The sequence below is a fragment of the Streptomyces sp. NBC_00989 genome, assembly GCF_045162655.1.
Lineage (GTDB): Bacteria > Actinomycetota > Actinomycetes > Streptomycetales > Streptomycetaceae > Streptomyces.
In genome coordinates this window covers 8,169,583-8,189,899 of sequence record NZ_CP108728.1, presented here as the reverse complement: position 1 = coordinate 8,189,899, position 20,317 = coordinate 8,169,583, and the positions used below count along the sequence as shown (strand labels likewise).

The following is a 20,317-nucleotide window of genomic DNA, read 5'->3' as shown; positions in this document are numbered from 1 at the left end:
ACCTACTTCCCTCCGTGCGATCAACGGTGCTAGCGTGAGTCATCGTTGAGTGAAGGTCTGAGTTTCATGAGGAGTCAGGTGTGACAGCGACCGCGCCGAAGTACCTCACGACAAACGAGGTAGCAGCGCGCTACAGGACGGCCCCCAGCACGGTTCGGTACTGGCGGCACATCGACTACATCCCGGGAGGCGTCAAGCGGGGACGCAAGGTGCTGTACGACGAGGCGGTGCTCGACGCGTGGGACGCGGAGCAAAAGCAGGCCGGAGGTCAGCGCGCGGCGTGAACCGGAACAGCAACGAGGCCCGGCATGCCCTACATGCCAGGCCTCGTGAAAGCAGCGCGGTGGCCGCGGCTCCCAAGTTAGCGCACGCCACTGACTTCCCGCGAGGAAGTGAGTCGGCAGAGACCGACGAGACGGCCGTCATCCGCGACTACTGGCAGGCCGCGAAAGTCCGCTACCAGCGCGGCGACTTCCCCGACTACGGCAGCGACAACTGGAAGGCCCTCGACCTTGAGGACCCCCGGAAGATGGCCGGCCTGGTCGCCTTCGCCCAGATGTGGCTGCGCTACGGCGACGAGATCGCCGACGACCTCAACCGGCAGCTCCAAGCCCCATACGCACTCTGGCAGCGAGCCACCCCCGAAGCCTGCGCCAAGGCATTCCACGACATGGCCGCCCAGCAGCGCCACAGGAAGGAGGCAGCGTGAGCGAGCCCGCCATGAAGCCACCCGAGGCGCCCCGGTTGCGCGTCGTGGAAGTCCCGCACATCGCGCACCGCGGGCACCTGGGCATGGCCGAACGGTTCATCAGGGATCACTCCGATGAGCTCCGTCACGTCCACGGCATCGGCTGGTATCACTGGGACGGCGCCCGCTGGAAGGTCGACGACCAGCGCATCGACATCGAAGCGGCCGTCGCGACCACGAAACTGGCGCTCGCGGCCGTGGTCAGCATGCCCAAGTCGCCCGAGCGAGACGCCCTGTACGCCGACGCCCGGAAGACCGAAACCGCGGGCGGCATCGAGGGCATGCTCAAGCTCGCGGGCGCCATGCCGCCGATCTCTGCCCCGTCACGCGCGCTCGATGCCGACCCGTACCTGTTCAACACCCCCACTGGCACGGTCGACCTGCACGCGGGATCGATCAAGGACAACGACCCCGCCGACATGATCACGAAGGTGTCGGGGGCCGGTGTCGGCGACCAGGTCAACGACGAGTGGGAGACGTTCCTCGAACGCATCCTGCCCAATGGCGACGTGCGGGCGTTCGTACAGCGGCTCTTCGGCTACGCGATGCTCGGCAAGCAGACCGAACACGTCATGCCGATCTTCACCGGGACCGGGGCGAACGGTAAAAGCACCATGGCGGGCGCGATCGGGGAAGCCTTCGGCGACTACGCCATCGAGGTCGACCCCGCGCTGCTCATGGAGTCCAAGCACGAGCGGCACGGCGCCTTCAAGATGCGGCTCCGCGGTGCCCGGCTGGCCTTCTGCTCCGAGACGGAGAAGGGCCGCAAGTTCGCCGAGGCCACCATGAAGCGGCTCGTCGACGGAACGCCGATCGAGGCGAACCTCATGCACAAGAACCCCATCCAGTTCGAGCCGTCACACACGCTGCTCATGCTGACCAACCACCTTCCGGCGGTCAGCGGCGACGACCCGGCGGTATGGCGACGCATCCTCGTCGTCCCGTTCGACGTCGTCATCCCGCCCGAGGAGCGTGACGAGACCCTGCCGGAACGGCTGAAGCTGGCAGCGCCGGCCGTCCTCGCATGGGCCTACGCGGGGTGGCTCGACTACCAGAAACAGGGACTCAACCCGCCCGAGGCGGTGCGCGCCAGGACCGAGGAGTACCAGGCCGCGAGCGACGTCCTCGGCCGGTACCTCGACGAGTGGACCATCGCCAACCCCCACAGCTTCGTGAAGGCCCGGGAGTTGTTCGCCGACTGGTCGGAGTGGTGCCGCAAGACCGGCGAGCAGGCGGGCAGCGAGGTGGCGTTCGCCGAGTCCATGTCGCACCGGGGCTTCGCCAAAAAGCGCAGCAGCGGCGGACAGGTCTACCGGGGGCTGATGCTCGCTGGCCGGGAGGAGGCCGAAAGCCCCTGACCTGCAGAAGTGTAGGGCTGTGCTGGGTTTCCCCGTTTCTCTCCATATGTGTGCGCGTAGAGAGTTTCGGAAAAGGCAGCACAACCCTACACACCGCCTCCCGACACAAGATCACCTAGCCCCGATCCATCCCCTTGTAGATGCCGCTTTTTCGGCCGTCACCACAGTCCAGGAGTCACCATGAGGTACCTCGAAGATTCACCCGTCAGCCTCGCCGCCGCAGGGCCCGGCTGGCACGTGCACATCTCCAGCCGACCCAACGAACAGCACCGCATCGTCGCCTGGGCGACTGTCGTCCAGACCTACACCGAGGCCGGCGACCATGCCGTGACGACCGTCGAGCCGGTCTTCGTGTTCCAGGGCGCGCTGTACACCACCAGCGAATGGCGCGACAGCGTGAGCGCAGACGACATAGTCAAGGTGGTCCCGTGACCTCCCACGTCGAGCAGCAGGTGCAGGCCCAGATAGCGGCGGCCAAGAACAAGCGGCAGCAGCGGAGGCAGCAGCGGGCCGAGCTGGACGCTGCACGCATCCCCGGTCTGGCCGCCCGTCACGACGCCAAGATGCGGCGGTGGGCCACGGAGGACGACGAGCCGGGTTTTCCTGGGGTCGCAGAAGAACCCGACGGTGGTGACGCGTGAGCCGCGCCCGCCGCCGGTGTGCGACCTGCGACCGACCGCTCAAGGCCGGCCGCGGCAGGGCCTGTATCCGTGGCTGTGGCGCCCACCTCTGCCGGGCCGTCCACATCCCCCAGTGCTCGGACGTTCACGGCGGGCAGTGCCCGCACCTCGACATCCCGGAGGCGGCATGACCGAGGCCGAGGCGTTCCGCAAGGCCGCGCTGGTCGTCTCCTGCGCCCTGCGTGACGACGACCAGGGCGCCCGCCTACTGCTCCGCACACTCCCCCCGGAGCTGGTGGCAGCCGTCTGCGAGGCATCCATCCTCGCCATGGCCGAACTCGTCCGCGAGTTCGTACCCGCCGACGCCGTACAGCGCGCCATCAGCGAAGCCCAGGAAATGGCCCGCACCGAAGCAACCGAAGGAGAACCCCGATGACCAGCGCCCAGCAGATCTTCAACCGGACCGGAGCCGAACTCTCCGCCGAGGCGCAGCGCGTCGTCGACGGCACCCGGCAGCAGGCCGCCGCATTCATCGACAGCGCCAACACGACCGTCCAGCGCGCCATGGACCGCAAGGGCCTCACCGACCAGGCCCGCCAAGCGATCGCCGCACGCACCTACCGGCAGGCCCAGGCCCAGTCACAGAAGCTCCTCGACGAGCACATCGCAGGCATCGAGCGGCACAAGAAGACCCTCATCGACCGGGCCTTCGGCGCCCGCGGCGGCGACGCGCAGACCATCGCCAACCGGCGGGCGGCACAGCAGCTCGTCGCCGGCATCGACAGCCCCGACGCGGCCCTGCAGATGCTGCGCACCGCACAGCAGGACGGCGACGCCCAGCTCGCCCAGGTCATCGCCGGCCACGCCTACAGCTACGGCTGGGAGGACATCGTCGACGAGTGGAACGCGGACGGCAGCAACAACACCGCCGTCGCCGGACTGATCGAACGGAACCAGCTCCCCGACACCACCGACTTCGGATGGCGGATGGGCGTCTCCTCCGACTTCCACATCGCCAAGCCGTCCGTCCTCGACGGCCTGCGCGAGCAGGAGATCGACATGCTCGCCCGTGACGACCTCGGAGGCGAAGCCGCATGATCGGCACCACCCAGGCGGAAGACGCGGTACGCGCCGCGCTGCGCCGCAAGCTCCCCGTACCGCAGGCCATCGAAGACGCCTCCAAGATGTGGCAGGTCGTCATCGACGCCGGACACCGCAGCGCACCCCCGCGGCCCACCCCGGAAACAATCCCGGCCACCCCCGCAGAACTCCGGCAGCTCATCACCGAGCAGGCCGAAGCCAAGCGGCACGCCGAATCCGTCCGCTCCGTCGCCTCCGACTACCTGGAGCCCGTAGCCGAGAACTACCGCCGGCTCGTCAGGGACGCCGTGCCCGGCTGGATCCTGTCCCTCACGCCCGAGTTCAACACCCTCGTCAAGGTCCTCACCGGCCAGGCGAAGAAGCTGCCCGAGGATCTGCGCGTCGAGGCTCTCGACTGGAACAACCCGAAGATCTCGGCAGCCTGGGAGAAGGCGGAGAGCGCAGCCCACCAGCTCGACCAACTCGTCAGCGACAGGAAGGACATGGCGCGCGCCATCGGCGGCGACGGAGGCCGCGACAACGAGCTGTACGCAGTCGCCAAGTTCCCCGACCCGACCGAGCAGGCCGTGTTCGACAACGTGCTCCTCAACGAAGTAGCACCAGTCATGCACGGGTGGCGAGAACTCAAGGGCCAGCCCGTCAGCCGCTGGCTGCACCTCGCACGGAGCGAGCATGTGCAGCTCGTCCTCGCCACGCCAGGCGAGGTGCGCGACCGTGCAGCAGCAGTGCAGCGCTGGCGCGACGCCATCGCAGCCATGCAGGCAGCGAGCGGACGCAACGGTGCAGTCGTAGCCGTGCGACAGGCATTGGCAGCGTGAGCCCATGAACGTCGGCGTAAACGGCAGTCGAAGCGTCCGTGGAAAGCGCAACGACACCGATGGTGACGAGCAGAGTCGTTCTCTCCTGCCCCGACTCACCAGCGCCGACCCTGCGGTCCGGCCGGCCCAAGCCCGTAGCCACCAGCCGGCCGGACCGCAACATAAGTGGATCAACCACCCTGGCGGGGGATCCCCGTGGGGGATCTTGGATTCCTCGGGCCGTATAGCTCTCGACATCCCCCCCGGGTTTCCAAGGCCCCTGACCTGCAACGACGCCAAGAGGGCTAGACCACCTGAGGTTGACCATAGTCCCCGGTGCAGCATCACCGCAGGTCACAGCCCTGTAGCCGTAACACCTGGGCTTCCATAGCCAGACCTGATCTTGTTCCTGACCTCCCAAGGGCCCGCGCCACGATGCCTAGGAGGGCAACGTGTCGCCTGCCATCTCCGTCGGTTCCGTTGAAGTCGACGTCCTACCCAATGCAACAGGTGTTCGGCAGCGCCTGCAGAACCAGCTCGTACCGGCCGCGAACTCGGTGGGTGACGAGGTTGGCCGTGTCATCGGTCGGTACATCGCGGCTGGTGCCGCTCAGGGCCTGGCCGATGGCATCACCCGTGGTGGCCGTCAGGCGCAGCCGGCTGCGATCCGTCAGGGTCAGTCGACGGGATCCGCGTTCGCCCGGAGCTTCAAGACGCAGGTTCAGGCCGCTCTGGCGAACCTGCCGGACATCCATCTCAACGCCAACAGCACGGATGCTGAGCGGGAGATCTACAACATCCGCCGGCAGTTGGAGTCGATCCGGGATGCACGGATCGGCATCGACATCAGCTCGGCCGATGCGACCGCCATCATCGACCGTCTGCAGGAGCGTCTGACCCGTCTGTCGTCGGAGTCTCCGAACGTGCAGATCCGGGTGGACGCGGGGGCCGCGAGCGCTCAACTGGCCGCGTTCCAGGGCGAGGTGAACCGGCTCGACGGGCAGACGGCGGACGTCGACGTCGACACGCACGCGGCGACCGCGAACCTGAATGCGCTCACCGCGGCGGCGATCACGTTCGGCCCGGCGCTTCTGCCCGTGCTGCCTGTGGTTGCGGCCGGGCTGGGTGCCATCGCCGCGGCGGCCGTGGCAGCCGGCGCCGGGCTCGGCGGTATCGCCCTGGTGGCCGTGCCCGCCTTCAAGCAGATCGGGGGTGTCCTACAGCTACAGAAGGCGGCTCAGGACGCGGCCACGTCGTCGACGAACTCGGGCGCGTCGGCAGCCGCAGCCGCCTCGTCGAAGGCGCTGCAGTTGGCGGGCGCGCAGCAGGCTGTGGCGACCGCTGAGCGCAACGGGGCCCGGCAGATCGAGCAGGCGCAGCAGGCAGTGACGCAGGCACGCCGGAATGCGGCGCAGGTGGCCGCTCAGGCGTCGCTCAGCAACCAGCAGGCGGCCCGGGCCGTCGAGGACGCGGAACGGTCCCTGGCGACCGCACAGAAGACCGCCAGGCAGGCTCAACTCGACCTCACCGCGGCCCGTAAGCAGGCGGCGCAGGAGCTTGAGGATCTCAACAACCAGCTCGTCGACTCGGCGTTGGCGCAGCGGGACGCGGATCTTCAGGTCAAGGAGGCGCGGCAGAACCTGAATGCCACGCTGGCCGATCCGAAGGCGACCGCCTTGCAGCGCGCTCAGGCACAGCTGGCCTACGACGAGGCGGTACAGCACCTCAAGGAGCAGCAGGCCGCCACGAGGCGGCTGAAGACCGAGACGGCCGCGGCGAACAAGGCGGGCGTCAACGGTTCGAAGACCGTCAAGACGGCTCAGGATCAGCTCGCTACGGCGCAGCAGGCGGTGGCCGACAAGACGCGGTCGCTCAGCGATGCCCAGGCCGCTCAGGCGCGTACCGCGACGCAGAACGCTCAGCAGATCGCGGACGCTCAGCAGAAGATCGCTGACGCGCAGGGGAATGTGGCTGTTGCCCAGCAGAGCGCCGCGGACTCGGCGGCGAGCGCTCAACGCCAGTTGCAGCAGGCGATGCAGTCGACGGCCGGCGGCACCGATGCGGCGGCGACCGCGCAGGCCAAGTATCAGGCGGCGTTGGCGAAGCTGACGCCCGCGGCCCGGGGCACCTACTTCGCGTTCCTCAACCTGCGGACGGCGTTCTCGGCCTGGTCCCGCGCGCTCCAGCCGGCGGTGATGCCCATCTTCACCAGGGCGTTGGACGCGATCCGCAGGGCGCTGCCGCAGGTGACGCCGTTCGTCCTCGCCGCGGCGTCCGCGATCGGCAAGCTGCAGGACAGGGCGTCGAGGGGCTTCAAGAACCCGTGGTGGAAGACGTTCCGGAAGGATCTGCAGGGCTCCGTGGAGCCGGCCATCATCGGCCTCGGGGTGGCCTTTGGGAATGTCTTCGTCGGCATGGCCGGCATCATCGGCGCCTTCCTCCCGCACATGGCGTCGATCTCCGACACCTTGCAGCGGATCACGGGGAAGTTCGCGAACTGGGGGAAGGGGCTCAAGGGCTCGCCCACGTTCGAGCGGTTCCTGTCGTACTCGGCGGACAAGGCGCCCCTGATCGGTGACACGCTCGGCAAGATCGCGAATGCGTTCATCGACATCGGGCGAGCCCTGTCGCCCGTGTCGGGCCCGCTGCTGCAAGTGATCGGCGGCCTCGCGCAAGGGGTCGGCTGGCTCGCGAAGAACGTGCCGGGCCTGGTCATCGGCCTCTACGGCCTCTACGTCGCCACCAAACTTTGGGCGCTGTGGCAGGGGGCCGTCAACCTGGCGATGGCCGCATTCGATCTGATCGCCGCGGCCGGCCCGTGGGGCTGGATCGTCCTCGCCATCGCAGCCGTGGTGCTGGCCGTGATCTACGCCTACAAGCACTTCACGTGGTTCCGCGACGGGGTTCAGGCCGTGTGGACGGCGATCAAGGTTGCGTCCATGTGGCTGTGGACGAACGTCCTGCAGCCCGTGTTCAACGCCATCTGGACGGCATTGCAGACGGTCGGGCGTTGGGCGTCGTGGCTGTGGACGCACGCCATCAAGCCGGCCTGGGATGCGATCTCTCTCGCCGCGAAGATCCTCGTCACGGCGATCGTCGTCCTCGCGATCCTGCCGATCATCGCCGCCATCAAGATTCTCGGCGCGATCGGCAGCTGGCTGTGGACGCACGTCTTCAGCCCGGTGTTCGGGTGGATCGGCGCCAAGGCCAAGTGGCTGTACGCCAACGCCATCAAGCCCGCCTGGGACAACATCGTCTCGGCATCCAAGTCGCTGTGGAACAACTACCTCAAGCCTGCCTTCACGTCGATCTGGGGCGGCCTGCAGACGGTCGGCAAGTGGGCGACCTGGCTGTACAAGAACGCCATCAAACCGGCGTGGGACAACATCGTCTCCGTCATCAAAACGGCCTACAGGGTCGGCATCAAGCCCGTCTTCGACGCATTCCACCTGATCCTCAAGGGCCTCGGCGGCTGGTTCCAGACCGCGGTCGGCGCCATCAAGTCGCAGTGGGACAAGCTGAAGGCCGTCGCGAAGGCGCCCGTCCAGTTCGTGGTGGACACGGTCTACAACAACGGCATCCGCGGCGTCTGGAACAAGGTCGCCGACGCGTTCGGTGCGCCGCCGCTCAAGGCGTTCAAGTTCGCGCAGGGTGGCGTGATGCCCGGCTACACGCCCGGGAAGGACGTGCACAAGTTCGTCTCGCCGACGGGTGGCCGACTGGAGCTCAGCGGCGGCGAGGCGATCATGCGGCCCGAGTTCACCCGCGCGGTCGGCTCCGGCTTCGTCGGCAGCATGAACGCCATCGCCAAGTCCCAGGGTTCGCAGGGCGTCAAGGCGGCGCTCGCCCCGGTGTTCGGCGGCAACCCGATGGCGGCGACCGACCGGACGCTGCGGTACAAGGACGGTGGGATCTTCGGGTGGATCGGCTCGGCGGCGAGCAAGGCCGCGGGGGCCGGCTCGGCAGTCTGGAACGGCATCAAGAAGGGCGCGTCCTGGCTCGGCGACACCCTGGAGTCGTCGGCGCGGGCGGGTGTGAAGAACGTCGTCAACCCGCTGCTGAAGAACTTCCCGGGCATGGACACCGGCTTCGGGAAGCTCGTCCGGCACATCCCCAACAAGATCATCGACACTCTGTTCGGGTACTCGAAGGACGCCGACAAGAAGGGCGGGGGCGGCATCGGCGGCCCGAAGATCCAGGCCGCACTGAACTGGGCCAAGTCGCAGGCCGGCAAGCCGTACATCTGGGGCGGCGTCGGACCGAAGGGCTTCGACTGCAGCGGATTCATGGGCGCCATCGAGAACGAGCTGCGCGGCCAGAAGCCGAACAGCCGGCGCTGGGCAACCGGGGCCTTCTCCGGGAAGACGGCGCCGCCCGGCTGGGTGTACCACGGCAACTCGCCGTTCCGGATCGGCATCACCAACGCGGGCGTTGGCCACACCGCCGGAACGCTGGGGAAGACCAACGTCGAGTCGAGGGGCGGTACCGGCGTCATCGTCGGCAGCGCGGCCCGCGGCTACAACAACAGCCTCTTCCCGTCGTGGTACGGGTTCCAGCCGGGCAAGTACGACCAGGGCGGCTACCTGCAGCCGGGCATGAACTTGGCCTACAACGGCACCGGAAAGCCGGAGCCCGTGTTCACCAGCCAGCAGGCGAGCGCGCTGACGGCACCGGGCCGTCAGCCGCAGGAACCCATCCGCATCGAGCTGCACCCGCAGGAAGGCGCCTTCGGCCACTGGGTCGACGTCCGAATCCAGGACAGTCAGCAGCAGTTGGTGCAGGTGCTCAACGCGGGCTGAACGCGAAGGCCCCCGTCCTCGAGGACGGGGGCCTTTGTCATTGACCGCCGATGTATGCCTGGACGGGTGGGTACAGGCCTCGCGGCACGTACCGGGTGATCTCGTCGGGAGCGGCCCACGCGACTGCGGATACCTCGCGCTGGGACGCTGGGTGCGCGGTTCCCGCGAGAATGCGGCACGCCACGTAGGCGATACGTCGGCCGGTGTCGGGGTGTACGCGCTCCCCTAGTTTCTCGACGGCTTCGACAGTCAGTCCGGTCTCTTCCAGCGCCTCCCGCACCGCCGCCTGCTCGGCGGTCTCGGCCGGCTCGACAGTGCCCCCGGGGAGCGCCCACACGAGGTCACCTTCGGGAACGCCGCGGCGGATCAGCAGGAGGCGTCCCTCGTTGACGATGACGGCCATAGCCGCGGCTGGAGTCTCGTTCACCACTGCGGTCTACCCGATCTCTAACCCCACCAATGAGTGATCTTGGGGGCGCGGTGCCCCGGGAAGCCTGATGACGTGCCCCGCGCCCCGAAGACTCCCCGAGCTGCCCGCCCGCGATGGCACTACATCCTCACCATCCACTGGACCGATGCCGGCGGAACCGACCGCATGGCCACCGACAGCGGGACGTGCGCACCGCCTCCCGGCTACCTGCGCGAGGACATGTGGGAGCTCCTCTACAAACGGCTCGTGAAGGACACTGAAGCCACTCAGGCCTATGTCGTGTTCTTCTCGCTGGAGCGGAACGACCTCTGGCCGACGGGGAGCTGACCCCGGTCCATACCCCGGTCCGAGGGCGGTCCACAGCTGGTCTCGGACCGAGCGCAGACCGGGGCAAGACCGCCCTCGGACCGGGGTATGGACCGCCCTCCAGACCGGGGCAAAGCGGGTGCTCGCGCTACTGCTCGCCTGGTGCTCGACCGCAGGTCACAGGTGCTCGATTCACTGCTCGGCAGGTGCTCGCGGATCTTGCCGAGCAGTAGCGCGAGCACCTCGGCGAGCAGTTCTGACCTGCGGTCGAGCAGTGCCGAGCACCTCGCGAGCAGTAGGCGATACCGTGGCAAAGTGGGTGGACGACACCCCCGGTCGGCCACCTAGTTTGTGCTGGTATGCCCCCTGCCAGAACCCTGCGCCGACCCTGCATCACTGCAGGTCGACCCTGCCGGAACCCTGCCGCTTCCTGGCAGGGTCACGCTCCAGCCGTACCCCTTCGGGCAGGGTCCCGGCAAGGTTTCGGCAGGGTCCGACCTGCGGAAAGGCAGGGTCGGGGCAGGGTGCATAGCGGGGCATCCTGGTATGGCGTGAGGTCTGTCAGGCGCTGGATCGCCGCAGGTCGAGGTCTACCCGAGGTCTGCCAGACGATCTCCGTTCCTTGATCGTCTGGCAGACCTTGCCATACCTCTGACAGACCTCACGCCATACCTCGACCTGCGGTTTGGTAGACCTCTGACGGACCTCGGGATCGGTACAAAGCGGTCGTGACGCGGGTCGTGATGGGTGGTTACCGCCGTAACGACGACAAGCCCCAGAATCACGACCCGTCACAACCTCCATAACGACCCTGCCTGACCTGCGTGACCCCGGTGTGACCCCCGTCTATGGCCCGGCTACAGGCCGTCTAGACCCCGTCTATGGCCCGTCTATGGATCACCCGCCGACCAAGATCTAGACGGGGCATAGTCGGGCCATAGACGGGGGTTAGCCGGGCCGTAGACACCCGGCAGGTGCCCGGTTTGCACCCGGTATAGACCCGGTGGACACCCGGCGCAGACCCGGTTGAGGTTCGCTGGCGCCTAGATCTCCACCGGGTTCCAACCGGGTGCAAACCGGGCAGGAACCGGGTCCCAACCGGGTCTGCGCCGGGTGTCCAACCCCCGTCCAGGGCCCGTCCGACCCCCGTCCCGAGGGCGTCCAGCACCCGTCCACTGGACAGCGCCTGGACGGGGTCGGGACGCCCCGTGGACGGCCTCTGGACGGGGCGTGATCTTCGCGGTGAAACGAAATCCGAAACGAAAGGGCCCCCGTACCGTGCCCGGTGGAGTGCGGGCGCGGGCCGGGGGCCTTCGTGTTTCCGGGGCCGTGCCCGGTGAGAGTCGGGTACGGATCCGGGGGTGTTGCCGGGAAGCACTCGGGGGCGCGTCCTGGCCTTGCGGGAAGCGGGGTGTCCACTGCGTGGAGACCCTTGGGATAGATCGGTTACGACCTCGGGAAACGGGCCCCGTAGGAGGAGGGTCCGTGCCCTGGAAACGGTCGGGGGTATTTGGTTTGCACGCTGCGGGAACACCCCGCGCGGAGGGCGGAACACTTGAGGAACACGCAGGCAACTTTCCGCCCCGCGCGGGGGTCGTTGATTTGGATCGCACGCTGCAGGGTCGTTGGGATTCGACCTGCGTCGCGACCCCTCCAAGGGTCCGCAGAACGTGCGGACCCTTTTGGGATTCGACCAGCCACGGAACGGCCCGTTGATTAGGGATTCGACGTGCGGCTACGCGGCCGTCAGCCGGAGCCGATCGAGGATGCCCTGCGCCTCCATGTCGACGGCCAGGCCCTCGGCGTCCACGCACCGCCCAGCGGCCTCCGGGGAAGCCTCCGTGTGCCCGCACCCGACGCAGAAGCCGATAGCGTCGCCGCGGATCTCAGCGAACAGGTGCCCGTTCTCGTCGATGCCGCTCACACGCTCACCGCCTTCGGATACGCGCGGTCGACGGCTCGGTAGATGGCGAGCACGAACGCGTGCGTGTCCCGGTCGTAGAAGTCCGGTGCGGCCATCTCCGCCATGCCCTCGGAGGACTGCTGAAGCTCCAGGATCCCCATGGAGAGGATGTTGAACTCGGCGAAGTACCGGATCTCGGCGACCGTCCACTCGTCCGGGTGCCGCTCGCGGCCGTAGTGCGCGTGGCCGCCCAGCTCGACCGCGGCGGCCAGATGGTCGCGGGACACGATGGCGCGGATACCGATGATGGTGTGCGGGTCGCCGTAGGGGTCGACGAGGTTGTGCTGCTCGGTCATGCCACGGACCGACTTCACGTCGGTCAGTCGCTCCAGGGTCACGGTCATGACTTGTTCTCCTCGATCGCGGCTAGCTGCCCGACCATCTGCTCGACGTGGGCGGTGAAGGCCTTCAGGTTCTGCACGAACTGGATGCCGGCCTGAAGGTCGAGTTCGGCGTAGCGGCCGAACAGATCGCCGGCGTCGACGGAGATGTTCGCGGGCTCGTCCACGAACTCGGGCCCGTCCGGCACCACCAGGTGCGCCGTCAGGCACGGACCCTCCGGCTTCTCGTCCTTGAAGATGCGGCCGGCCGAGCCCTCCGGGACGGTCGCGACAGCCAACGGGCCGCGGTGGAAGAAGTTCCCCTCGCAGTCGAAGTTGTGCTCGCCGTCGCACCCGGGCGGGCACCCGCGCGCGGCGGGGGCACTTGCGGTACGACCTGCGGTCTTCGTGGCCATCACGCGGCCCCTTCCAGGATCCGGTCCAGCAGGTTGGAGAACAGGCGGGCGCCGTACCGGTCGTCGGTCGCGCGGGCCGCGATGAGGCGGTCGACGATCCGCTCGACCGGCGGCAGCGGGGCCGGACGGTACGAGCGCATCGCGGCGTTCTCCGTCGGGCGGGAGATGGTCGACGTGCTCACTGCATCCCCCTCCGGATCCGGTCCACCTGGTTGGCGAGGCGGTACAGGCGGCCAGCCTGCGAGCCGACGAGCGCGGCCAGTTCGCGCAGCTGGTCGGGCTCCATGGGCGGGAACTCCCAGACGTCCGCGACCGGGTACGGCTCGGGGTGCAGCTCGGAGAACGGCGCCCACGAGATACCGGCCGGCAGGAACTCGACGCCCGCGAACTCCGCGGCCTCCCACGGCCCCTTGTGGGTGATGTCGGCCCTGTAGCCGATCGGCTCGCCGTCGTGGCCGAGGCACCATGACGGCTCGTCGGTGACGATCTCGCCGTGGTCGTCGGTCTCGACCGTCACCGTGCCGTCCCCGTACACGGGCTGCTGTACGGGCGCGGGTTCGCGGTGGAGCGGGAACGCCCGGTCCATGGCCCGCTTCAGGGCCTGCATCTGCTCCGGGCGTTCGCCGCCCTCGATCTGCCCGGCGACGGTCTCGACGAGCGCCTCCATGTCCCGCCACGAGGCGCCGGAGAGGTAGGCCTCGACGTCGGAGCGGATCTGCTGGACGGTCATGCCGTCCGGGTCGGCGCCCGTGTTCGTCGTCGCGTAGCCGTCGGCCAGCGCCGCGAACAGCTCGAAGCGCGACAGCTGGTAGGCGACGCGGACGACGACGAACGGCTCGGGCTGGTCGTCGTGTGCGTTCTGCACACCCGTTGGCCCGAACGTCGGCGGCTCGCCCTCGCCGCGCTCGGCTGCGAGGAACGCGGCCGTCACCGGGAAGTGGCGCTCGACGAACTTCTGCGCGCGGTCCTGCTCGCCGCTCATGCGGCGCCGCCACGGACCCGGCGGAGCGCCTCGTCGGCCTGGTTGCGGACCGGGACGGGCTTGTCGTCGGGGAGGGTCAGCGCCAGGCGCCGGACGTCGGCGGCGAACGCGACCATCTGGTCGGCCAGGGCCAGACTGGCCGTGCGGCCGTAGATCATGACCTCGGAGTCGACGTCGACGGACAGGGACGGCTCGGCCACGTCGAACGGGGAGGCGGGCCACCACGACAGGTACACCTCGACGGGCACCCGGGCCGGATGGTCGGAGGTCAGGTTCAGGGTCGCGGGCTCGCCTTGGTGATTGACGTCCTCGATGTAGCTCGCGCGGTCCGTGGCGTGGTCGACGATGCACCAGTCGGGGCACTGAACCCAGGCGATCACGCCGGGGTCCGTCGACCGGCCGATCAGGGCGGGAACGAGCCGGTAACCCGGCTGGGGCACGGACTGCATGGGCGTGCTGATGGCATGATTCTGCACAGCGGTTCTCCTGAGTTAGCAGGGATCCGTCAGGCCCCGGGCTGGTGCTACCGCCAAGTCTCACCGGTTCGGGGCTGCCAACTTTCTTGGCACTCCCAATACTGCACACCTCACCGCCGGAGTGCAACAAACTTGGCAGTGATTCTTTCGCAGGCCGCCTAGTCACTTGGCAGTTGGCCGTGAGAACATCCAGCACATGACACCAACCGCCCCCCGCCTTGACCAGCGCGAGAGAGAGCAATGGCTCCGCAAGCTCGACCGCGCCACGCAGGCGCACGAGAAGACGCGTAAGGCGCTGGACGACCTACTCACGGATGCGCGTGACGCCGGCGTGCCGCTCACCGCCATCGCGGAGCACACGCCGTACAGCCGGGAGTGGGCACGGAAGATCGCGGACGGTGTCGCCGCCGAGCGCACGAAGAGTGACGCCGAGCAGTCCGCAGACAGTCCGCATGACGATCAATAGTGTCTAGCGTTACCCGTCGCGTACCAACGGAGAAAACCGCTGGTCAACGGGTTGCTGCCCCTCAGCCGCAGATGGCAAAGGGGCAGCACGAGTTCGAGCTCTACTTCGACGTGTGATCGAACCGGCCCAGTGCCCTCGGCGCCCCTGTCTCTCCTCGGAGAGGCGGGGGCGCTGTCGTCTGCCCGGAACTCGCTTCACAGACCGGGTACGGCCAGGGATCATCGTCACTGACACGGTTGTTCGAGAAAGGTAACGGGGATGGCGCAACAGGGCGACGAGGAGCGGGAGTTCGACCTCAAGTGGGCCGACGGGGCCGAGCACAAGGAGCCGTCCGCGCGGGCTCGGATGCTGGCCGCCCGCTGGAAGGAGAACCCTCCCGGGCCGGTGCCGTTCCGGGGTGAGCCCGAGGGGGTGGGCCCGCGGCGGTCGTCCTGGATATCGACGGTGATCGTGCTGGGGAGTGTCGTCGCGGTCATCGCGCTGCTGGGGTACGTCAACTCCCGGGCGCCGTACTAGAGATGGACGAGGAGATCGACGAGGACATGGACGTTCGGGATCCCCTCGCGTGGCTTCGGCTGGACGAGGCGTTGCGGTGTGAGCCGTACGCGCCCGCCGGGCTCGCCGAGCCTCGGCTCGCGATCGACCTGTGTCACTACGACGGCAGGATCCGGGAGGCCGCGCTCCAACGGGCCGCCGGGTACCCGGTGTTGCTGCCGTTGGTCGTCGTGCGGTGTGCCGACTGGGTCGTGCAAGTGCGGGAGCGGGCGCGGGAGTTGCTCCGCGAGGTACTCGACACGGACACCGCTCTCGCGCTCGCGCCGCTGATCCTGCTCTTCGGGCGGCGCGGCCGGGGTGCCTTCGCCATCGAGTTGCTCGACGAGGTGCTGCGGCCGGCGTCCCGTGAGCGGCTCGCGCCCCTCTTCGTCCACCCCGACCGTGCCGTACGCCGCTTCGTCCATCGTCTCGCCGTCGAGGAGAACCTCCTCTCCCCCGGCGAACTCGCCCGCACCGCCGCCCGGGACGCCGACACCGTCGTACAGAACCTGTGTGCGGATGCCGCGCTGGCCGTCGTGGCGAGGACGGGGGACTACGACGAGGTGCTCGGGCCGCTGCTCGGGGCGCGGAATCCGCGGGCCCGGGCGGCCGGGGTCACCGCGTTGCGGGCGGCGGGGCGGGCGGCGAAGGCGGAGGAGTTTCTTGCCGATCGGTCCGGTGTCGTGCGGGCCTGTGCCCGGTATGTCGTACGGCAGGGTGGGGGTGATCCGTTGGCGTCGTACCGGAGTTGGTGTCTTGCGGCGGAGCCCGCGCCGGGGGCCGTGATCGGGCTCGCGGAGTGTGGTGGGCGGGATGATGCCGCTTTGCTGTGGCCGCTCGTCTCGCATCCGAGTGCCGCCGTGCGGGCGCGGGCCGTGGCCGGGTTGCGGGTGCTGGACGTCGGGGACGTCCCGCGGCTGCTGCCGTTGCTCGACGATCCGGCGCCCGGGGTCGTGCGGGAGGCGACGCTCGCGCTGCTGCCGTCGGCCGGGCTGGTGCCGGACGGGTGGCTCATGGAACGGCTCGGGAGCGGGTGGCCCCGGCACGTGCGCGTCGCCGCGTTCCGGCTGCTCGACGCGCGGGGCGGGATCGTGCGGCTGCGGGCCGCCGTGACCGTGCTCGACGATCCGGACGAGCGGTTGCGGGACTGGGGTGCGCAGGTGGTGCGGCGGTGGCGGCCGGAGGCGGGGGCCGCGCCGGGGGACGCCGAGGTGGGTGAGCTGCTCGGGCGGGCGCGGCATCTGTTCAGTGGGTACGTGCTGACCCGGCGGCTGTGGGAGGCCGGGCTCAGCGGCTGACCTGCGTCCTCGCCTTCACACTCGCGCTCATCGGATTCTCAGGCGTTCCGGGGACCTTTTGCTCCGCCTAGGGCCGATCGGGACCACTTCATGGGAAGGGCCGGGTGCACACTGGGCGGTGGGACGAGTGCCTGACTGCGGGGTGATGGCAGATGCAGAGCCGCTTCCGGAGCGACCGGCGGTTGACCGTACGTATGGGTCTGACGCTGTTCCTGCTCGGGCTGTTGTACGTGGCGTTCGTGGCCGCGTTGATCGTGTTGCTGAAGTCCTGGGTGCTGGTCGTGGTGCTGGCCGGCGGGCTGCTCGTCGCGCAGTACTGGTTCTCCGACCGGATCGCGCTGTACGCGATGCACGGGCGGATCGTGGACCGCGAGGAGTATCCCGAACTGCACGGTGTGATCGACCGGCTGTGTGCCGTCGCCGACATGCCCAAGCCCGTCGTCGCGGTGTCGGACATCGACATGCCGAACGCCTTCGCCACCGGGCGCAACGCCGACAACGCCGTCATCTGCGTGACCACCGGTCTGCTACGGCGGCTGGAGCCCGCCGAGTTGGAGGGTGTGCTCGCGCACGAGCTGTCGCACGTGGCGCACAAGGACGTGGCCGTGATCACGGTGGCCTCGTTCCTCGGGGTCCTCGCCGGGCTGATGGTCCGGTTCGCGTTCTACTCGCAGATCTTCCGGGGACGCAAGGACCAGAACACCCTCGCGGTCTTCGCGGGGATCATGGGGATCTCGGCGGCCGTGTACGCGATCAGCTTCCTGTTGATCCGGGCGCTGTCCCGGTACCGCGAGCTGGCGGCGGACCGGGCGGCCGCGCTGCTCACCGGCAAGCCCTCGGCGCTGGCGTCCGCCCTCACCAAGGTCGACGGCGACATCGCCCGCATCCCGACGAAGGACCTGCGGACCGCGCAGGCCTTCAACGCCTTCTACTTCAGCCCGGCGAACGGCGCCGAGCCCGGTATCGCGCGGTTCTTCTCGACCCACCCGAGTCTGGAGCAGCGGCTCGACCAACTGGGGCGGATCTCCGCCGAGTTGGGTGAGGCGGCGGTACCCGGGATCGGGAAGGCGGACTGAGGATGGGGCTGCTGGACATCCTGCTCGGCCGTACGAAACCGGTCGCTCCCGATCTCGACCAGTTGTTCGCGCTGCCCTCGGCGGCGGTGACGCTGGAGGCGGCGGCCGGGTTCAGGCCGACCGGGCGCGGTGCTGTGTGCTTCGCGACGGTGGAGGGCGGGGCGTTCGAGCAGACGCACCGGGAGGTCCAGGCGCTGCTGGACGCGGACGCCGAACGCACCGGGCCGCCGGTGGAGTTGACCCAGGATGCCTACGGCTACTCGTGGCTGGTCTCGCGCCGGACACCCGATCAGCTGTCGGCGCTGGTGAACGATCTGCACGCGGTGAACAGCGCGATGGAGGTCAACGGTTTTGGACCTCAACTCCTGTGCTCGCTGGCCGGGTTCGAGGACGGAGGGGCCGACGGGGGGCGGCGGCTCGCGCTCGTCTATCTGTACAAGCGCGGGACGTTCTTCCCGTTCGCGCCACTGGCCGGTGACGGTCAGCGGCGCGACAGTGCGCTGGAACTCCAGGTCAAGTCGATGCTCGGCGACGACCTGCGGATCGAGCAGGATCTGAGCCGGTGGTTCCCGGTGTGGGGCGCCCCCGGGTTGTGACGAGGGGCGCCCCGGTGTCTCAACTGCTCTTCTCGCGGTCTCACTTGCTCTTCTCGCGCTCCTGACGGCGGGACTCGATGGGGCGCTCGCGGCGGTAACGGCGCTCCCACTTGGCCTGCTTGTCACGGCGGTCGCGGTACGCGCGGTAGCTCGACGGGGTGGCCCCCGAGGAGGAACCTCCGGCCGACGACGTGGACGACGTCGACGAGGACGAGGTCGTCGAGGAGGAGTCCCGCCCGTACTGGACGTACAGGAAGAGGACGACGACCGCGGCCAGCCACCAGATGTGGTTGCCGAAGCCGAAGAGGACCAGGACGGCGGTTCCGGATATGACGATGGTGCCCATGACGGGCCTCCGTGGGCGTGGGTGTGGTGTCCGAGCGGTGTGAACCTGTTCCCGACAGGGCGCTGGGGTGGGCGGCCGACCGTCGGTGGGTTGGGTGCGACAGAGACTAGCGCCGACTCCGCAGGGTGACGCCGGCCCTGCGCGAAACGGTGGCGACCTGCTCCGCAATGCGTCTCCAGCGTAGGGAGTCGGTCACTCGGTGTGCATCTTCTTTTTCGTCGGGGGTGCTTTGCGCAGGGTCGTGCCCGGTGTCAGATGCCGGGTGCCGCCGTGATCACGCCCGCCGCGACGGCCGCGCCCAGGGCCGCGTGGTCGGCGGTCGTCTGGGTGGCGTACGACAGGGCGAAGTCCGCTACGGCGCGTTCGAAGGTATCGGTGCCGCCCAGGTACGCGGCGATGGCGATGCGGTCGCCGGAGCGGGCGTGGGCGCGGGCCAGAGCGGTGCCGCAGAGGCGGGCGTAGGCCGTGAGCGCCTCCGGGCGCATGCCGGCGACGTCCGCGGAGCCCTTCATGTCGCGGAGCTGGCGCCAGTAGAAGGCGCGGCCCTGCGGTCCGGTCATCCAGCCGAGGAAGATGTCGCTGGCCGCCTGGAGGAGGCGCTGGCCCGCGACCACGCGGTGGCCGGGGTGGACGTACGGGCCGTTCGGCAGATGCTCCTCCAGTACGGACTTCCGCGCCTCCTTGATCTGGAGGAACAGCGGGTCGTCCTGGTCGCGGCCGGCGAGCAGCACGATGAAGCAGCGGGTGCCGACGCTGCCGACGCCGACGACCTTGCGGGCGGCGTCGACGAAGCGGTAGCGGTCCAGGAGCAGGCGGCGCTCCTCGGAGAGCGTGGAGCGGTAGTCGCTGAAGATCTTGCGCAGGGAGGCCATGTCGGCGGCGCCGGCCGGTTCGAGGAGGGGCGGGTCGTGGACGATACGGCGGCGGCCGTCGACGGTCTCGGTCAGTTTGCCCACGGCGTGCAGGCTGGTGCGGCGGCGGGCCCGGGTCAGGCTGGACTCCACCCGGCGGCGGTGGCGGCCGGCGCGGACCAGGGGCAGCAGGCTGTCGGCGTCGATCCGCTCGTACCAGACGGCGAGTTCGCCCTTGCGGGCCAGGCCGCGGAGGGCCGTACGGTACGCGGCGGTCGCCTCCAGCGCGGCGCGGTGGGCCTTCGTCTCGCTGTGGCCGTTCTCGCGGCCGGCGACGGCGACGCTCGCGGCGAGGCGCTTGACGTCCCACTCGAACGGGCCGGGGAACGTCTCGTCGAAGTCGTTGAGGTCGAAGAGCAGGGCGCGTTCCGGGGAGGCGTACAGGCCGAAGTTGAGGAGGTGCGCATCGCCGCACAGCTGGACGGTGAGTCCGGTGTGCGGCCGGGACGCCAGGTCAGCCGCCATCACGGCGGCCGAGCCGCGCAGGAACGCGAAGGGGGACGCGGCCATGCGGCCGTACCGGATGGGGAGGAGTTCCGGGAGTCTGTCCCGGCCCTGTCGTTCGAGTACGGCCACGGGGTCCGGGCGGTCCACGGAGGGGATCCAGCCGGCGTGGGCGGAACGGGCGACGCGTTTGCGCGCGGCGCGGCCCCGCTCCGCTCGGTCGGCGGGTGTGGTCATGTGCCGTGTCTTTGCATGCCGCCGCCTCCTGATGTCCCGCCGCCTGTTGCTACGCAGTGAAACCGGGTGGGCGTGGGGGGTGCATTCCGGGGG

24 protein-coding genes are annotated in these 20,317 nt (G+C 69.1%); 15 read left to right on the top strand and 9 right to left on the bottom strand.

The genetic code is table 11. The annotated features are described in order from the left end of the window. Nucleotides 1-80: 80 nt before the first annotated feature. The 9 genes from OG714_RS36595 (at nucleotide 81) to OG714_RS36555 (ending at nucleotide 9,423) form a co-directional block, all read left to right on the top strand. Nucleotides 81-284, top strand: coding sequence for a helix-turn-helix transcriptional regulator (locus OG714_RS36595; protein WP_406127548.1), 204 nt, complete (start codon nucleotides 81-83; stop codon nucleotides 282-284). A 59-nt stretch (nucleotides 285-343) separates the two neighbouring features. Next, nucleotides 344-709: a hypothetical protein gene (locus OG714_RS36590; protein ID WP_406127547.1), complete on the top strand. Its 366-nt coding sequence runs from the start codon at nucleotides 344-346 to the stop codon at nucleotides 707-709. Next, the gene (locus OG714_RS36585) at nucleotides 706-2,106 is read left to right on the top strand and encodes a phage/plasmid primase, P4 family (protein ID WP_406127546.1); all 1,401 of its coding nucleotides are present in this window, start codon (nucleotides 706-708) and stop codon (nucleotides 2,104-2,106) included. Before OG714_RS36590 ends, OG714_RS36585 begins: the two co-directional genes overlap by 4 nt. Nucleotides 2,107-2,286: 180 nt before the next feature. After that, the gene (locus OG714_RS36580; protein WP_406127544.1) at nucleotides 2,287-2,538 is read left to right on the top strand and encodes a hypothetical protein; all 252 of its coding nucleotides are present in this window, start codon (nucleotides 2,287-2,289) and stop codon (nucleotides 2,536-2,538) included. After that, entirely contained in the window at nucleotides 2,535-2,747 is a 213-nt protein-coding gene (locus OG714_RS36575; RefSeq protein WP_406127543.1) for a hypothetical protein, read from the top strand. The genes OG714_RS36580 and OG714_RS36575 overlap by 4 nt, the downstream gene beginning before the upstream one ends. Nucleotides 2,748-2,913: 166 nt before the next feature. Continuing rightward, on the top strand, nucleotides 2,914-3,162 hold the full coding sequence (locus OG714_RS36570) for a hypothetical protein (RefSeq protein WP_406127541.1): 249 nt from the start codon (nucleotides 2,914-2,916) through the stop codon (nucleotides 3,160-3,162). Further along, complete coding sequence (locus tag OG714_RS36565; RefSeq protein ID WP_406127540.1) at nucleotides 3,159-3,824, top strand: hypothetical protein; 666 nt, start codon at nucleotides 3,159-3,161, stop codon at nucleotides 3,822-3,824. The genes OG714_RS36570 and OG714_RS36565 overlap by 4 nt, the downstream gene beginning before the upstream one ends. After that, the gene (locus OG714_RS36560; RefSeq protein WP_406127538.1) at nucleotides 3,821-4,645 is read left to right on the top strand and encodes a hypothetical protein; all 825 of its coding nucleotides are present in this window, start codon (nucleotides 3,821-3,823) and stop codon (nucleotides 4,643-4,645) included. The genes OG714_RS36565 and OG714_RS36560 overlap by 4 nt, the downstream gene beginning before the upstream one ends. Nucleotides 4,646-5,076: 431 nt before the next feature. After that, the gene (locus OG714_RS36555) at nucleotides 5,077-9,423 is read left to right on the top strand and encodes a hypothetical protein (RefSeq protein ID WP_406127536.1); all 4,347 of its coding nucleotides are present in this window, start codon (nucleotides 5,077-5,079) and stop codon (nucleotides 9,421-9,423) included. 37 nt (nucleotides 9,424-9,460) lie between these two features. Here the strand turns inward: OG714_RS36555 and OG714_RS36550 are convergent, their stop codons facing one another. After that, nucleotides 9,461-9,826, bottom strand: a complete 366-nt coding sequence (locus tag OG714_RS36550) for an NUDIX hydrolase (protein WP_406132079.1) — start codon at nucleotides 9,824-9,826, stop codon at nucleotides 9,461-9,463. Nucleotides 9,827-9,925: 99 nt separating this feature from the next. Here OG714_RS36550 and OG714_RS36545 point away from each other — a divergent pair, with 99 nt between their 5' ends. Continuing rightward, complete coding sequence (locus OG714_RS36545; protein ID WP_406127534.1) at nucleotides 9,926-10,180, top strand: hypothetical protein; 255 nt, start codon at nucleotides 9,926-9,928, stop codon at nucleotides 10,178-10,180. Nucleotides 10,181-11,894: 1,714 nt separating this feature from the next. Here OG714_RS36545 and OG714_RS36540 read toward each other — a convergent pair. Genes OG714_RS36540 through OG714_RS36515 form a run of 6 tightly spaced genes read right to left on the bottom strand, consistent with a single transcriptional unit; the run spans nucleotide 11,895 to nucleotide 14,316 of the window. Further along, on the bottom strand, nucleotides 11,895-12,083 hold the full coding sequence (locus OG714_RS36540) for a hypothetical protein (RefSeq protein ID WP_406127533.1): 189 nt from the start codon (nucleotides 12,081-12,083) through the stop codon (nucleotides 11,895-11,897). Then, the gene (locus tag OG714_RS36535) at nucleotides 12,080-12,466 is read right to left on the bottom strand and encodes a hypothetical protein (RefSeq protein ID WP_406127531.1); all 387 of its coding nucleotides are present in this window, start codon (nucleotides 12,464-12,466) and stop codon (nucleotides 12,080-12,082) included. The genes OG714_RS36540 and OG714_RS36535 overlap by 4 nt, the downstream gene beginning before the upstream one ends. Then, on the bottom strand, nucleotides 12,463-12,858 hold the full coding sequence (locus OG714_RS36530; RefSeq protein ID WP_406127530.1) for a DUF6907 domain-containing protein: 396 nt from the start codon (nucleotides 12,856-12,858) through the stop codon (nucleotides 12,463-12,465). The genes OG714_RS36535 and OG714_RS36530 overlap by 4 nt, the downstream gene beginning before the upstream one ends. Next, the gene (locus OG714_RS36525; protein WP_406127528.1) at nucleotides 12,858-13,040 is read right to left on the bottom strand and encodes a hypothetical protein; all 183 of its coding nucleotides are present in this window, start codon (nucleotides 13,038-13,040) and stop codon (nucleotides 12,858-12,860) included. Before OG714_RS36525 ends, OG714_RS36530 begins: the two co-directional genes overlap by 1 nt. Then, entirely contained in the window at nucleotides 13,037-13,840 is an 804-nt protein-coding gene (locus OG714_RS36520; RefSeq protein WP_406127527.1) for a DUF6907 domain-containing protein, read from the bottom strand. Before OG714_RS36520 ends, OG714_RS36525 begins: the two co-directional genes overlap by 4 nt. After that, a complete protein-coding gene (locus OG714_RS36515; RefSeq protein ID WP_406127525.1) occupies nucleotides 13,837-14,316 on the bottom strand; it encodes a DUF6907 domain-containing protein in 480 nt (159 codons plus the stop codon). Before OG714_RS36515 ends, OG714_RS36520 begins: the two co-directional genes overlap by 4 nt. 196 nt (nucleotides 14,317-14,512) lie before the next feature. Here OG714_RS36515 and OG714_RS36510 point away from each other — a divergent pair, with 196 nt between their 5' ends. The 5 genes from OG714_RS36510 (at nucleotide 14,513) to OG714_RS36490 (ending at nucleotide 18,286) form a co-directional block, all read left to right on the top strand. Beyond that, nucleotides 14,513-14,782 carry a hypothetical protein gene (locus OG714_RS36510; protein WP_406127523.1) on the top strand — a complete coding sequence of 90 codons (270 nt, stop codon included), beginning with the start codon at nucleotides 14,513-14,515 and terminating at the stop codon, nucleotides 14,780-14,782. A 258-nt stretch (nucleotides 14,783-15,040) separates the two neighbouring features. Beyond that, complete coding sequence (locus tag OG714_RS36505) at nucleotides 15,041-15,298, top strand: hypothetical protein (protein WP_406127522.1); 258 nt, start codon at nucleotides 15,041-15,043, stop codon at nucleotides 15,296-15,298. Between the two features lie 2 nt (nucleotides 15,299-15,300). Then, nucleotides 15,301-16,614, top strand: coding sequence for a hypothetical protein (locus OG714_RS36500; protein ID WP_406127520.1), 1,314 nt, complete (start codon nucleotides 15,301-15,303; stop codon nucleotides 16,612-16,614). Nucleotides 16,615-16,766: 152 nt separating this feature from the next. Beyond that, a complete protein-coding gene (gene htpX / locus OG714_RS36495; protein WP_406127518.1) occupies nucleotides 16,767-17,690 on the top strand; it encodes a zinc metalloprotease HtpX in 924 nt (307 codons plus the stop codon). A gap of 2 nt (nucleotides 17,691-17,692) precedes the next feature. Continuing rightward, nucleotides 17,693-18,286, top strand: a complete 594-nt coding sequence (locus tag OG714_RS36490; protein WP_406127516.1) for a hypothetical protein — start codon at nucleotides 17,693-17,695, stop codon at nucleotides 18,284-18,286. 40 nt (nucleotides 18,287-18,326) lie between these two features. Here the strand turns inward: OG714_RS36490 and OG714_RS36485 are convergent, their stop codons facing one another. Further along, a complete protein-coding gene (locus OG714_RS36485) occupies nucleotides 18,327-18,632 on the bottom strand; it encodes a hypothetical protein (RefSeq protein WP_406127514.1) in 306 nt (101 codons plus the stop codon). A gap of 251 nt (nucleotides 18,633-18,883) precedes the next feature. Further along, nucleotides 18,884-20,224 carry a DUF2252 domain-containing protein gene (locus tag OG714_RS36480; protein WP_406127513.1) on the bottom strand — a complete coding sequence of 447 codons (1,341 nt, stop codon included), beginning with the start codon at nucleotides 20,222-20,224 and terminating at the stop codon, nucleotides 18,884-18,886. Nucleotides 20,225-20,317: the final 93 nt, after the last annotated feature.